Consider the following 14066-nt stretch of genomic DNA (forward strand, 5'->3'; position numbering starts at 1 on the left):
TTGATGCCCATCTGGATGCCGTGTCTATTCATGGTTCGTCGCCAGCCAATTGATGTAAGGGGTCGAATGATGTCTGGGGAGCAGCCATAAAGCGGCGGCCAAGCCCGCGCAACCGCGCCGGGCCCGCCAAAAGCCGGTCTTCCGCTGGGCCAATCCAACGGCATGCGCGCCCAATAAAGCATCGCTATTGCCGAAGCGGATTTTGCTGCCTGGCCATGGATTCGCGACGACGCAACTTGACTGATTTGTTTGCATGGCCTGCCGGTTTCATGGCGCTCTTGTGCGCAGTTCAGGCATTTGCGGCAATTGCTTTTCAAACCTCCCGGGATTCGGTCATTTCCCTTGACCTCACAGGAATAATCGCCTTCGATGCGTTTCGTGAATGGGAGGCAGCGCATCGGCAACCGATGCGGGTCCGGGAGTGGGCCTTGAAGTGGGAGCTGCATTCACAAACGAAAAAAGATCAAGTGTCGCCTGGCAGCAGGGGCGCCTGTAACAGAAAAGGGTCTGTGGGTCATGAAACACATTGCAATCGGCATCCTTGGCGCCGCCGCGCTCGGGTTCATGGCGTCCGCCGCTTCGGCCGGCACGCTCGACACCGTGAAGCAGAAGGGCTTCATCCAGTGCGGCGTCTCGACCGGCCTCGCCGGCTTCTCGGCGCCGGACGACAAGGGTGACTGGAAAGGCATCGACGCGGACTTCTGTCGCGCCGTTGCGGCCGCTGTCTTCGGTGACGCATCCAAGGTCAAGTTCACGCCGCTCAGCGCCAAGGAGCGCTTCACCGCGCTGCAGTCGGGCGAGATCGACATCCTGTCGCGCAACACCACCTGGACCAGCAACCGCGACAGCGCGCTCGGCCTCGATTTCGTCGGCGTCACCTACTATGACGGCCAGGGCTTCATGATCAACGCCAAGAAGCTGCCGGGGGTGAACTCCGCGCTGCAGCTTTCGGGCGCCGCCGTCTGCGTGCAGAGCGGCACCACGACCGAGCTCAACCTCGCCGATTACTTCAAGAAGAACAAGATGGAGTACAACCCCGTCGTGTTCGAGAAGCTGGAAGAGGTCAACGCCGCCTATGACGCGGGCCGCTGCGACGCTTACACCACCGACCAGTCCGGCCTTTACGGCATCCGTCTGACGCTCTCTTCGCCGGCCGACCACGTCGTGCTGCCCGAGATCATCTCCAAGGAGCCGCTCGGCCCGGCCGTGCGCCAGGGCGACGACCAGTGGGCGCATATCGCGCGCTGGACCTATTTCGCGCTGCTCAACGCCGAGGAAGCCGGCATCACGCAGGCCAATGTCGACGAGATGAAGACGTCGACCGATCCCAACATCCAGCGTATTCTCGGCACTGAGCCCGACGGCAAGTACGGCGCCGATCTCGGCCTTTCCAACGACTGGGTTGTCAACATCGTCAAGGCTGTCGGCAACTACGGCGAAATGTTCGAACGCAATGTCGGCTCGGGCAGCCCGCTCAAGATCGCGCGCGGCATCAACGCGCTGTGGACCAAGGGCGGCCTGCAATACGGCCCGCCGATCCGCTGATTGAAACGTGATCCGGGAGGCAGGTCGTCTGCCTCCTGGTTTCTCTTTTCAGGGGACGGTCCATGGCTTCGCAAGAAATCCTTCGCGAGGAGCCGAGTCGCGGCTCCTTCATCAATGACCCGAGAATACGCAGCCTGTTCTTTCAGACGCTGGTCATCATCCTGGTGTTCGGCTCGATCTGGTGGATCGTCGACAACGTCATCGACAATCTACGGCGCCTGCACATCGCCTCGGGCTTCGGCTTCCTCAAGAGCAGGGCCGGCTTCGACATCTCCGACACGCCGATCGCCTACACGTCGGACTCGACCTATTTCCGGGCGCTCGTCGTCGGCCTGCTCAACACGATCATCGTCGCGGTCGCCGGCATCGTCCTTGCCACCGTCGTCGGCTTCGCGGTCGGCATCGGCCGCTTGTCGCAAAACTGGCTGATCCGCAAGATCTGCACGGTCTATGTCGAGATATTCCGCAACATCCCGCCGCTGCTGGTCATTTTCTTCTGGTACTCCGGGGTGCTGGCCGTGCTTCCGGCGCCGCGCGAGAGCATCCATCTGCCTTTCGGTTCCTTCCTCAACCAGCGTGGTTTCTATTTGCCGCGCGCTATCTGGGGGGACGGTTCCTGGCTGATCGGCGTCGCATTGCTGCTCGCCATCGCAATGGCCTGGTTCGTCGCCCACAGGGCGCGACAGCGGCAGAGGGCGACCGGCCAGCAATTCCCGGTCTTCTGGACGTCGGTCGCTCTCATCGTGGGACTGCCGGTGCTCGCTTTCCTGCTCAGCGGCATGCCGCTTACCTTCGATTTCCCGAAACAGTCGACCTTCAACCTGACCGGCGGTTTCTGGATCAAGCCGGAGTTCCTGTCGCTGCTCCTGGCGCTTTCCTTCTACACCGCCGCGTTCATCGCCGAGATCGTGCGCGCCGGCATCAGGGGCGTAAGCAAGGGCCAGAGTGAAGCAGCCGGCGCGCTCGGCCTGCGCTCAGGCCCGATCCTGCGCCTGGTGGTTGTCCCGCAGGCGATGCGCATCGTCATCCCGCCGCTGACCAGCCAGTATCTCAATCTGACCAAGAACTCCTCGCTGGCGATCGCCATCGGCTATCCCGATCTGACGGCCACGGCCGGCACGGTGCTGAACCAGACCGGACAGGCGGTGGAAGGCGTGTTCATCATGATGATCGCCTATCTGGTGCTGAGCCTGGTGACATCCTTTGTCATGAACATCGTCAACGCCAGAATGGCGCTGGTGGAGAGGTAAGGCCATGCAGGAACACGATATGTCCTGGGTGCGCACCGAGATGACGCTCGCGCAGCCGGCGCCTGCCGGTGAGCGCGGCGCCATCGCCTGGGTGCGCAAGAACCTGATCGGTTCGGTTGGCGACGCCGTCCTCACCGTCCTCGGTATCGCCATTGTGCTGTGGATCGTGCCGCAGGTCGTCAACTGGGCCTTCATCAACGCGCAGTGGACCGGGCCGGACCGCTCGGTCTGCGCCACGGCCGCGCAGGGCGGCATCCAGCCCGACGGCTGGACCGGCGCCTGCTGGGCCTTCGTCAACGCCAAGTTCGGCCAGTTCATGTTCGGCACCTATCCGATCGAGGAGCGCTGGCGGCCGATTCTGGTCGCCATCCTGTTCGTGGTGCTGCTGGTGCCGATGCTGATCCCGCGCGTGCCGCGCAAGGGGTTGAACGCCATCCTGCTGTTCGTGGCGCTGCCGATCGTCGCCTTCTTCCTGCTGGTCGGCGGTGCCTTCGGCCTGGAGCATGTCGAGACCGCGCGTTGGGGCGGACTTCTCATCACGCTCAGCCTCTCCTTCGTCGGCATCGCCGTGTCGCTGCCGATGGGCATCGTGCTGGCGCTCGGGCGCCGTTCGAAGATGCCGATCGTCAAGTGGCTGTGCATCGTCTTCATCGAGATGGTGCGCGGCATTCCGTTGATCACGGTGCTGTTCTTCGCCAGCGTCATGCTGCCGTTGTTCCTTCCCGAGGGTGTCACGTTCGACAAGTATCTGCGGGCGCTGATCGGCGTCTCGCTGTTTGCCGCCGCCTATATGGCCGAGGTGATCCGCGGCGGCCTGCAGGCGATCCCGAAGGGCCAGTATGAGGGCGCCGATTCGCTCGGCCTCGGCTATTGGCAGAAGATGAGCCTGATCGTGCTGCCGCAGGCGTTGAAGCTGGTCATCCCCGGTATCGTCAACACCTTCATCGGTATGTTTAAGGACACCAGTCTGGTGCTGATCATCTCGATGTTCGACCTGCTCGGCGTGGTGAAGCAGAATTTCGCTGATCCGAACTGGGCGACGCCGCAGACCCCCAAGTCGGGCCTGATCTTTGCCGCTTTCGTGTTCTGGCTGTTCTGCTTCGGCATGTCGCGCTATTCGATGTATACTGAACGCCGGCTCGACACCGGTTACAAACGCTGATGCATGTCGCGTGACGGTGCGCATCTAGTCAAAAGATAAAAAGGGGAAATTGGTCATGTCATCAGAAAACGCCGTCAGCGCGGAAGACCTCAAGGTCAATGCCGGAAAGATGCATGTCTCGACCACCGATGTCGCCATCGACATCGTCGGCATGCACAAATGGTATGGCGAGTTTCACGTGCTGAAGGACATCAACCTCAAGGTGATGCGCGGCGAGCGCATCGTCATTTGCGGTCCGTCCGGCTCCGGCAAGTCGACCATGATCCGCTGCATCAACCGGCTGGAGGAACACCAGAAGGGCAAGATCATCGTCGACGGAAAGGAGCTCACCAACGATCTGAAGAAGATCGACGAGGTGCGCCGCGAGGTCGGCATGGTGTTCCAGCACTTCAACCTGTTCCCGCATATGACCATCTTGGAGAACTGCACGCTGGCGCCGATCTGGGTGCGCAAGATGCCGAAGAAGCAGGCGGAAGAGATCGCCATGCATTTCCTCAAGCGCGTCAAGATCCCGGAACAGGCCAACAAATATCCTGGACAGCTCTCCGGCGGCCAGCAGCAGCGCGTGGCGATCGCCCGCTCGCTCTGCATGAACCCGCGCATCATGCTGTTCGACGAGCCGACCTCGGCGCTCGATCCGGAGATGATCAAGGAGGTACTGGAGACGATGGTGGGGCTGGCGGAAGAGGGCATGACTATGCTGTGCGTCACCCACGAGATGGGCTTTGCCCGCAAGGTCGCCAACCGCGTGATCTTCATGGATCAGGGCCAGATCGTCGAGCAGAACACGCCGGCCGAGTTCTTCGACCATCCGCGCCATGAGCGCACGAAGCTGTTCCTCAGCCAGATCCTGCACTGAGGCGGCGCGCCTCCGCTTCGTCATGTATGGGCGGAGCAAGGAGCGAAGCGACGCGGCGCAGACCCTGGAATCCATGCCGTGACATCGAGGCGTTGCCGCGGTTCAGAATTCCACACCGTTGCGCTTGCGGCAGGGGTGGGGGCGTGGGTCCTCGGCTGAAGCCGAGGATGACGAAGTCACGAACGGCTTCAGCCAATCTCGAAAGCTGCGGCAAATGCGGCCGACTTATCGCGCCTGATGCGAAAATTCCTGCGATATCTGGCAATGCTCGTAGGAGCGGTGCTGCTCGCCGCCGCGCTCGGCACGCTGGTGCCGCGCCCTCTCTGGCCTGCGACGATGGCCGAAGGCGAGGGGACGCGGCACATATTGGTGCTGAAGAACCCGATCCACACCGACATCGCCGTGCCCCTCGACGACGGCGTGCGCCGGCGATTTGCCTTCCTCGCCGATGCCGGCCTGCCGATCGAAGCGCCGGAGGCGCGCTATATCGTTTTCGGCTGGGGTGGCCGCGCCTTCTATCTGGAGACGCCGACCTGGTCGCAACTGAAGGCCGCGCCGGTGGTGAAAGCGCTGACGCTCGATGCCTCTGTGATGCATGTCGATATCGCGGGAGCGATCAAGGAGCCACATCCGGATGTCGCCGATTTCGACATCGACGAGACGCATTTTGCAGCGCTGCTCGACTATATCGCGGAGAGCTTCCAGCAGGGGCCCGCCGGGCCTGTGGTCATCGAGGATGCGGGCTATTCAACCTATGACCGTTTCTACGAAGCCAACGGTCATTTCAACGCGCTGGTCGGCTGCAACACCTGGACGGCGGCTGGGCTGCGCGTTGCCGGCCTTCGCACGGGATGGTGGAACCCGCTGCCGGTTTCGCTGTGGTGGTCGATGGGGTTGTATGATTAGCGCTCGTCTAGGCGAGCGCCGAGTTCCGTCACACCCCTCTCTGGCCTGCAGGAAAGAGGGGGGTGCTGTCCCGCCGGCCTATCCGGCCACCAGACGCGCTACCGCCGCACGACCTTCTGCTCCTCCCACCCGTAGAGCCAGTCCAGATCCGCCGCGAGCTTCTCCGCCGGCCGAGCTGCGAGCACCAGGTTGCGGGCGATCGCCACCGGTCCCCAGGCGTGCCAGGCCAAACGGTTCAGCGCACCGCGTTTCAGCACTCGTTCGACGCGCGGCCGCCTGAGATTCTCCCAGATGGTCAGGCTCTGCCTGGGATCGCCAGGAAAATCGGCGACCAGATCGGCAAGCATCGCGGCGTCCTCGATCCCCATGGCCGCGCCCTGCGCGGCGAAGGGTGTCATGGCATGCGCGGCGTCGCCGATCAGCGCGATGCCTTCCGGCATCGTCCAGCGGCGCTGCTCGACCGTGTGGATGGGGAAAGCCGTCCAGGGGCCGGCGAGCGCCACCAGCCTCGACAATGTTGCCGCCGTGCCGCGCACGGCCCCTGAGAGGATGGCGGGGTCGGCATGGCCGGACCAGTCTTCGGCGATGCGCTCGCCCTTGGTGAAGGCGGCAAGGTTGAAGGCGCTGCCCTTGCTCACCGGATAGGCGACCATATGGAAGCCGGGATGCAGGAAGGTGGTGACGCAGTCGGCAGCGCCGATTTGCATAAAGACCTGGCCGGCGGCGCTTTCCGCCGGGATCGTCGCGCGCCAGGCGAGTTCGCCCGAAAAGCGGCTTGCCGCAAAGCCGGCCGTCCGGGCAAGCTCGGCGCGGACCGAGGACCACACGCCGTCCGCTCCGACCACCAGGCCGCCCGTGACATGCGTCGTTTCGCCCTCGGTCTCGACAGTCGCGGTTACGCTTTGCGGGTCGGCGGCGATGCCGGTCACCCGCGCCCCGGTAACGAGCTCTACATCTGGCCGGTTTGCCGCCGCAACCATCAGCGCCGCCTGCAGGTCGGCGCGGTGCGCCACCAGATAGGGCGCGCCCCAACGGCTTTCACCAGCCTCCCCAAGCGGCACGCGCGCCAGCTCACGCAGGCTACTTGCGTCCTTCAGCACCACCGCTTCCGGCCGGATCGCGTCGGCCAGCAGGCGATCGAGCACGCCGAGCCGGCGCAGGATACGGGTCGCATTGGGGGAAAGCTGGAGCCCGGCGCCGGCCGCTTCGAGCTGCTTGGCCTGCTCCAACAGCGTTACCGGGAAGCCACGCGTCGAGAAAGCGATCGCCGCCGTCAGGCCGGCGATGCCAGCCCCGGCGATAATGATTTGCCGGGACCGTGTTTCAGCCATGGTTGGGAAAAAGGGTCAGGCGGCCTGATCGACATAGAGGCAGCCGGCCGGCTGCGTTTCCGTCGCCTTCAGCGACGGCGAATAGCGGTAGAGCGTCGAGCAGTAGGGACAGACCTTTTCATTGTCGTCGCCCATATCGAGGAACACATGCGGGTGGTCGAAAGGCGGGTTGGCGCCGGTGCACATGAATTCCTTGACGCCGATCTCGATGACCGGATGGCCCGCGTCGTTCTGGAAATGGGGGATGCTGCCGCCTGCCATCGTCGTCTCCAATTGGGTTTGGCCAGTGGTGTGACTAGCCTGCATCTGGAGCATAACAGGCCAGTTTGCAAGATCGATGAAATCAAACTGTCGCAAAAGCCTGGCAGAGGATAAGTTGAGCCGGTTAAGCGCATGCGGCTGGGCGCGGAGCGATTCCGTGACGATCATGCGTCACAAACAAATGTTAGAGCGTCGCTGAACGGCAATATGCGGCGCTCCCAGAAAGTTGCGGGCAGAGCGGGAAACCATGAACGAACTGAAGCCTGTACTGAGCGAGTTCATCACCGTCGAGGCGGCCAGCCCGGACGGCGGCAATCCCGACCGTTTCGTCAATCGCGAGTTCTCCTGGCTGCAATTCAACCGCCGCGTGCTGGAGGAATCGCTGAACGAGCATCATCCGCTGCTCGAACGCGTCCGCTTCCTGTCGATCTCGGCCGCCAATCTCGATGAATTCTTCATGGTCCGCGTCGCCGGCCTCGCCGGCCAGGTGCGCGAGGGCATCGCCCTGAAAAGCCCGGACGGCCGCACCCCCGAGCAGCAGCTCGAGCAGCTGCTGCGCGAGGTCGAACGCCTGCAGGAGGACCAGCAGAAGAGCCTGTCGACGCTGATGACCCTGCTCAACAAGGAGGGCATCGAAAGCATCACCCGCGATGCGCTCACCAAGGAAGAGAGGGCCTGGCTTGAAGACCATTTCCAGGAGCAGGTCTTCCCGGTGCTGACGCCGCTGTCGATCGACCCGGCGCATCCGTTCCCGTTCATCCCCAATCTCGGCTTCTCGATCGCGCTGCAGCTGCGCCATCGCAAGAATGGCGAGGCGATGAGCGCGCTCTTGCGCCTGCCGGTGGCACTCAAGCGTTTCATCCGCTTGCCCGACCGCAAGCACCATGTCCGCTTCATCCCGCTGGAGGAAGCAGTCGGCATCTATATCGGCAAGCTCTTCCCCGGCTACGAGGTCAAGGGCTCGGGCACGTTCCGCATCATCCGCGACAGCGATATCGAGGTCGAGGAAGAGTCCGAAGACCTGGTGCGCCTGTTCGAGACGGCGCTGAAGCGGCGGCGCCGCGGTTCGGTGATCCGCATCGAATTCGACACGCTGATGCCTGCCGAATTGCGCGATTTCGTCGCCGGCGAGCTCGGCGTCTCGTCGAGCCGCATCAGCGTGCTCACCGGCCCGCTGGCGCTCAACCAGATCTCCGAGATCGTCGCCATTCCGCGCGACGACCTGAAATTCACGCCCTACAATCCGCGCTTCCCCGAGCGCATCCGCGAGCATGGCGGCGATTGCCTGGCCGCCATCCGCGAGAAGGACATCGTCGTCCACCACCCTTACGAATCCTTCGACGTGGTGGTGCAGTTCCTGCGCCAGGCCGCGGCCGATTCCGAAGTGGTGGCGATCAAGCAGACGCTCTACCGCACCTCCAACGACAGCCCGATCGTGCGCGCGCTGATCGATGCCGCCGAGGCCGGCAAGTCGGTGACGGCGCTTGTCGAGCTCAAGGCGCGGTTCGACGAGGAGGCCAACATCCGCTGGGCGCGCGACCTCGAACGCGCCGGCGTCCAGGTCGTGTTCGGCTTCCTGGAGCTCAAGACCCACGCCAAGATGTCGCTGGTGGTGCGCCGCGAGGACGGCAAGCTGCGCAATTACGTGCATCTCGGCACCGGCAATTACCATCCGGTCACCGCGCGCATCTACACCGACCTGTCCTTCTTCACCACCGATCCGACCATCGCGCGCGATGTCGCGCAGGTCTTCAACTTCATCACCGGCTATGCCGAGCCGGCCGAGGAAATGCGCCTTGCGGTGTCGCCCTTCACGCTGCGCAATCGCATCCTGAAGCATATCTCGGAGGAGATCGTCCATGCCCGCGAGGGCCGGCCGGCCCGCATCTGGATGAAGATGAACGCGCTGGTCGATCCGACCATCATCGACGCGCTTTATGACGCCAGCCGCGCCGGCGTCGAGATCGACCTCGTCGTGCGCGGCATCTGCTGCCTCAGGCCGCAGGTGCCGGGCCTCTCCGAGAACATAAGGGTGAAATCGATCGTCGGCCGTTTCCTCGAGCACAGCCGCATCTTCTGCTTCGGCAACGGCCACGGCCTGCCGTCGGACGAGGCGGTCGTCTACATCTCGTCGGCCGACATGATGCCGCGCAATCTCGACCGCCGCGTCGAGACCCTGGTGCCCATCACCAATCCAACTGTGCATGAACAGGTGCTTGGCCAGATCATGCTGGGCAACATCATGGACAACCAGCAAAGTTTCGACGTATTGGCTGACGGGACCTCCCGGCGCGTTGTGCTGGAGGAGGGCGAAGAGCCGTTCAACGCGCAGGAATATTTCATGACCAATCCGAGCCTCTCCGGACGGGGTGACGCGCTGAAGTCGCATGCGCCCAAGCGCATCGCCCAGTTCAAGCGCCGCAAGAAGAACGGCGCCGCGTGATCGCAGTTTCCCAGGGCCGGCTTCAGGACCGGCGGCCGCTGTCGATCATCGACATCGGATCGAACTCGATCCGCCTTGTCGTCTATGAGGGGCTGGCGCGCTCGCCCACGCTGCTGTTCAACGAAAAGATGCTGGCTGGCCTCGGCCGCGGCATCGTTTCGACGGGCAGGCTCGACCCCGAGGCGGTGACGCGCTCGATGGAGGAATTCCGCCGGTTCCGCGCGCTGTCCGACCAGGCGGGCGCCGAGCACATGTATGTGCTGGCCACCGCCGCCGCGCGCGAGGCAGGCAACGGTCCTGATTTCATCCATCGCGCCGAGGACGTTCTGAAGACCGAGATCCGCGTGCTCACCGGTCGTCAGGAAGCCTATTATTCGGCGCTCGGCGTCATATCCGGCTTCCATCCGGCCAACGGCATCGCAGGCGACCTAGGCGGCGGCAGCCTGGAGCTGATCGACATCAATCGCGAAGCGATCGGCGATGGCATCACGCTGCCGCTCGGCGGCTTGCGCCTGCAGGACATGGCCAGGAACTCGCTTGTCCAGGCGCAGAAGATCGCGCGCCAGGAGCTGGCGCGGGCAAAGCTGCTCAAAAGCGGACAGGGCAGGGTCTTCTATGCTGTCGGCGGCACCTGGCGAAACCTCGCCAGGCTGCATATGGAGATGACCAACTACCCGCTCGGCGTCATGCATCACTATGAGATTTCAGCCGACAGCGCGCAGGCTTTCCTGAAGCAGGTGGCCAAGGGCGAGGTCGAGAAGGTGAGGGGCATCGAGGGCGTCTCCAAGAACCGCCGCTCGCTGCTGCCCTACGGCGCCGTCGTGCTGCAGGAGATCATGACGGCAATGCAGCCCTCGAAGATCGTCGTCTCGGCGCAGGGCGTGCGCGAAGGCTTCCTCTATTCGCTGCTCGACGCCGACGAGCAGAAATCCGATCCGCTGATCTCGGCGGCCGAGGAACTGGCGCTCTTGCGTTCGCGCTCGGTGCACCACGCGCATGACCTGGTCGAATGGACCGGCAAGGCGTTCAAGGCCTTTGGCATCGACGAGACGGAAGACGAGGCGCGCTACCGCCATGCCGCCTGCCTGCTCGCCGATATCGGCTGGCGCGCGCATCCCGAATATCGCGGCAGGCAGTCGCTCAACATCATCGCGCATGCCTCCTTCATCGGCGTCGACCACCCTGGCCGCGCCTATCTGGCCTTGGCCAACGCCTATCGCCATGACGGCATCTTCAACGACGGCATCGCGCCCGAGATCAAGGCGCTGGCACCGCCCAGGCTGCTCGAGCGGGCCCGCGTGCTGGCGGCGATGATGCGCGTGGTCTACCTGCTGACCGCGGCAATGCCCGGCGTGATGCCTAGGCTCAAATGGGAAAGCCGCGGCAACGGCGCGCTGGCGCTGGTGCTGCCGGCCTCGCTCGCCGATCTTTACGGAGAGCGCCCGGCTGGCCGCCTGGCACAGCTCGCGCGCATCACCAACCGCCGCCTGGTGCTGGCGGTCGAAGGGGGCCCGAGCGTTTCGGTGAAATAGGGTCGGGCTTAAGTCACTTCGGCACCGATGCCGAAGCCGCGCCCGTCGGCCGACCATGCGCCGGCGCCGGCCATGGCGAGCGCAAGGAAACCGCCGGCAATGGCGATATCCTTCATCAGCATCTGCTGGTGCAGGAAGGCGAGGCTCGCATCCTCGCCGCCCTGGCCGTAATGGCCGATGAAACCTGCAACCACACAGAAAGCCGCAAGCAAAAGCGCCACGACCCGCGTCTGGAAACCGACAAGGATCAGAAGCCCGGCAATCAGCTCGAACAGGCCGGTGCCCCAGGCCGCCAAAGTCGGCAGCGGCACGCCGAGACCGGTGAAATAGTTGATCGTGCCGCCGATGTTGGTGAGCGCCTGGAAGCCCGACGGCACGAAGAGCGCGGCAAGAAGGAGCCGCGAGACCAGAAGCAACGCGTTGCGAAACATGGCCACCTCCCTTGCCGTCAGCCGATGCAGTTTACGCCTGCATTGGAAAACGAAAAAGCGGCGCGGAAAATTCCGCGCCGCTTCAGTTGGGATCTTGGGAGGCAAAGATCAGGCGCGCTTGGCGTCGATCGAATAGGCGCCGGCGCCGGAAGAGGCGAGCAGGATGAAGCCGCCAGTGATGGCCAGGTTCTTGAGGAACTGGATCATCTGCATCTGGTCGGCCCAGCCGGTGTGCGCGACCAGCCCGGTGGCGATCGTGAAGATCGCGAGCACCCAGGCGGCGATGCGGGTCTGGAAGCCTACGAGGATGGCAAGGCCGCCAAGCAGCTCGATCAGGCCGACGACGATAGCGGTGACGGTCGGCGCCGGGAGGCCGAGAGCGCCAAAATAGCCGGCAGTGCCGGAAATGGCGGTGAGCTTGCCGAAGCCGGAAAGCAGGAAGATGACGGAAAGCAGGATGCGGCCGAGCAGGATCGTGGTGGAGCTGTTGGACGCTGCGCCGTTGCCGGCGACGGAAGAGTTGATGGACATGGCGGTTCTCCGAACGGGTTGAATGGTCCGTCAGATAGACGATGAGGACTGTTCACCAAAAGCCACCTATGCGGCGACACATTGTTCACAGAACCTATGTCCTACTGTTCTGGGGCGGCGCGAAATTCATGTCGGCGAACTGGGCACGAGGAGCAAATTGTGCTGCCGCAAAATCCCTGGGGCTTCGTCATCCACGGGCGAAGCAAGGAGCGAAGCGACGCGGCGCAGACCCGAGGATCCATTCCGTGACTTCAAAGCCGCCGCTGCGGTGCAGATTCTGCTCTGCTGTGCTCATGCCCGAAGTAACGGCATGCATTCCAGGGTCTCCGCGACGGAGATTCGCCCTGGAATGACGACCTCGCAGGCCTTCCGGCGTCGAGACCTACCCCGGATGCGTCATGTCCTCGGGGCGCACCAGCCGGTCGTAATCGGCTTCGCTGACCAGCCCGGTGGCAAGAGCCTCCTCGCGCAAGGTGGTGCCGTTCTTGTGCGCGGTCTTGGCGATCTTGGCGGCGTTGTCGTAGCCGATGGTGGGCGCAAGCGCCGTCACCAGCATCAGCGAGCGCTCGAGCGCCGCCTTGATATTATCCTCACGCGCCTCGATGCCGACCACGCAATTGTCGGTGAAGGAGACGGAGGCATCGGCCAGCAGCTGTACCGACTGCAGGAAGTTGTAGGCCATCAGCGGGTTGTAGACGTTGAGCTCGAAATGGCCTTGGCTGCCGGCGAAGGTGAGCGCTGCATTGTTGCCGAACACCTGCACGCAAACCTGCGTCAGCGCCTCGCACTGGGTCGGGTTGACCTTGCCCGGCATGATCGATGAGCCCGGCTCGTTCTCCGGCAGCGACAGCTCGCCGAGACCAGAGCGCGGGCCGGAGCCGAGCAGGCGGATGTCGTTGGCGATCTTGAAGAGGGCCCCAGCCGCCGCGTTGATCGCGCCGTGCGAAAAGACCATGGAATCGTGCGCGGCGAGCGCCTCGAACTTGTTCGGCGCGGTGACGAAGGCGATGCCGGTGATCGAGGCGATGCGGTCCGCCACCTTTTCCGCGAAGCCGACCGGCGCGTTGAGGCCGGTGCCGACGGCGGTGCCGCCTTGCGCCAGTTCCTGCAGGCCCGGCAGCGTGAGCTCGATGCGCTTGATCGACGAGGCGACCTGCGCGGCATAGCCGGAAAATTCCTGGCCAAGGGTCAGCGGCGTGGCGTCTTGCGTGTGGGTGCGGCCGATCTTGATGATGTGGTTGAAGGCACGCGCCTTGGCGTCGAGCGCCTTGTGCAGATGATGCAGGGCAGGGATCAGATGGTGCACGACCCGCTCGGCGCAGGCGACATGCATGGCCGTCGGATAAGTGTCGTTGGACGACTGGCTCATATTGACGTGGTCGTTGGGGTGCACCGGCTTCTTCGAGCCCATCACGCCGCCGAGCATCTCGATCGCCCGGTTGGAGATCACCTCATTGGCGTTCATGTTGGACTGCGTGCCGGAGCCCGTCTGCCAGACGACCAGCGGGAAATGATCGTTGAGCTTGCCGTCGATGACTTCCTGCGCGGCGTCGACGATCGCCTTGCCGACGGCGGGATCGAGCCGCTTCATCTCCATGTTGACCTCGGCCGCCGCCCGCTTGACGACCCCCAGCGCGCGCACGATCGAAGCCGGCTGCTTTTCCCAGCCGATCTTGAAATTGCCCAGCGAACGCTGCGCCTGCGCGCCCCAATAGCGGTCGGCCGCCACCTCGATGGGGCCGAACGTATCGGTTTCGGTTCTGGTCTTTTCAGCGCTCACGGGAAATCTCCGGTCTGTCGATTTGGGCAAGGGCG

The 14066-nt window shown here is 63.8% G+C and carries 12 protein-coding genes; 7 read left to right on the forward strand and 5 right to left on the reverse strand.

All coding sequences use genetic code 11. The features are described from left to right. The first annotated feature begins 516 nt into the window (after window positions 1-516). From FJ471_RS00005 to FJ471_RS00025, 5 genes are all read left to right on the forward strand, one after another. The gene (locus FJ471_RS00005; protein ID WP_140801128.1) at window positions 517-1545 is read left to right on the forward strand and encodes an amino acid ABC transporter substrate-binding protein; all 1029 of its coding nucleotides are present in this window, start codon (window positions 517-519) and stop codon (window positions 1543-1545) included. 62 nt (window positions 1546-1607) lie between these two features. Then, window positions 1608-2795 carry an amino acid ABC transporter permease gene (locus FJ471_RS00010; protein WP_140801129.1) on the forward strand — a complete coding sequence of 396 codons (1188 nt, stop codon included), beginning with the start codon at window positions 1608-1610 and terminating at the stop codon, window positions 2793-2795. Window positions 2796-2799: 4 nt separating this feature from the next. Beyond that, window positions 2800-3957 carry an amino acid ABC transporter permease gene (locus tag FJ471_RS00015; protein ID WP_140801130.1) on the forward strand — a complete coding sequence of 386 codons (1158 nt, stop codon included), beginning with the start codon at window positions 2800-2802 and terminating at the stop codon, window positions 3955-3957. A 55-nt stretch (window positions 3958-4012) separates the two neighbouring features. Continuing rightward, the gene (locus tag FJ471_RS00020; RefSeq protein WP_140801131.1) at window positions 4013-4816 is read left to right on the forward strand and encodes an amino acid ABC transporter ATP-binding protein; all 804 of its coding nucleotides are present in this window, start codon (window positions 4013-4015) and stop codon (window positions 4814-4816) included. A 237-nt stretch (window positions 4817-5053) separates the two neighbouring features. Beyond that, entirely contained in the window at window positions 5054-5722 is a 669-nt protein-coding gene (locus FJ471_RS00025) for a TIGR02117 family protein (RefSeq protein WP_140801132.1), read from the forward strand. Between the two features lie 98 nt (window positions 5723-5820). On the opposite strand, the gene FJ471_RS00030 is transcribed toward FJ471_RS00025, so the two are convergent. Then, window positions 5821-7053 carry an FAD-dependent monooxygenase gene (locus tag FJ471_RS00030; protein WP_140801133.1) on the reverse strand — a complete coding sequence of 411 codons (1233 nt, stop codon included), beginning with the start codon at window positions 7051-7053 and terminating at the stop codon, window positions 5821-5823. Between the two features lie 15 nt (window positions 7054-7068). Next, entirely contained in the window at window positions 7069-7314 is a 246-nt protein-coding gene (locus FJ471_RS00035; protein WP_027169907.1) for a zinc-finger domain-containing protein, read from the reverse strand. 247 nt (window positions 7315-7561) lie between these two features. Here FJ471_RS00035 and FJ471_RS00040 point away from each other — a divergent pair, with 247 nt between their 5' ends. Next, on the forward strand, window positions 7562-9757 hold the full coding sequence (locus FJ471_RS00040) for an RNA degradosome polyphosphate kinase (protein ID WP_140801134.1): 2196 nt from the start codon (window positions 7562-7564) through the stop codon (window positions 9755-9757). After that, complete coding sequence (ppx, locus tag FJ471_RS00045) at window positions 9754-11289, forward strand: exopolyphosphatase (RefSeq protein ID WP_140801135.1); 1536 nt, start codon at window positions 9754-9756, stop codon at window positions 11287-11289. The genes FJ471_RS00040 and ppx overlap by 4 nt, the downstream gene beginning before the upstream one ends. 8 nt (window positions 11290-11297) lie before the next feature. Here ppx and FJ471_RS00050 read toward each other — a convergent pair whose 3' ends face one another. The 3 genes from FJ471_RS00050 to fumC all read right to left on the reverse strand — a co-directional run bounded on the left by FJ471_RS00050 (window position 11298) and on the right by fumC (window position 14031). Further along, window positions 11298-11720, reverse strand: a complete 423-nt coding sequence (locus tag FJ471_RS00050) for a DoxX family protein (RefSeq protein WP_140801136.1) — start codon at window positions 11718-11720, stop codon at window positions 11298-11300. Between the two features lie 108 nt (window positions 11721-11828). Continuing rightward, a complete protein-coding gene (locus tag FJ471_RS00055) occupies window positions 11829-12251 on the reverse strand; it encodes a DoxX family protein (RefSeq protein ID WP_140801137.1) in 423 nt (140 codons plus the stop codon). Between the two features lie 382 nt (window positions 12252-12633). Beyond that, a complete protein-coding gene (gene fumC, locus FJ471_RS00060) occupies window positions 12634-14031 on the reverse strand; it encodes a class II fumarate hydratase (RefSeq protein WP_140801138.1) in 1398 nt (465 codons plus the stop codon). Window positions 14032-14066: the final 35 nt, after the last annotated feature.

The organism is Mesorhizobium sp. B2-7-1, assembly GCF_006440735.1.
Classification (GTDB): Bacteria; Pseudomonadota; Alphaproteobacteria; order Rhizobiales; family Rhizobiaceae; genus Mesorhizobium.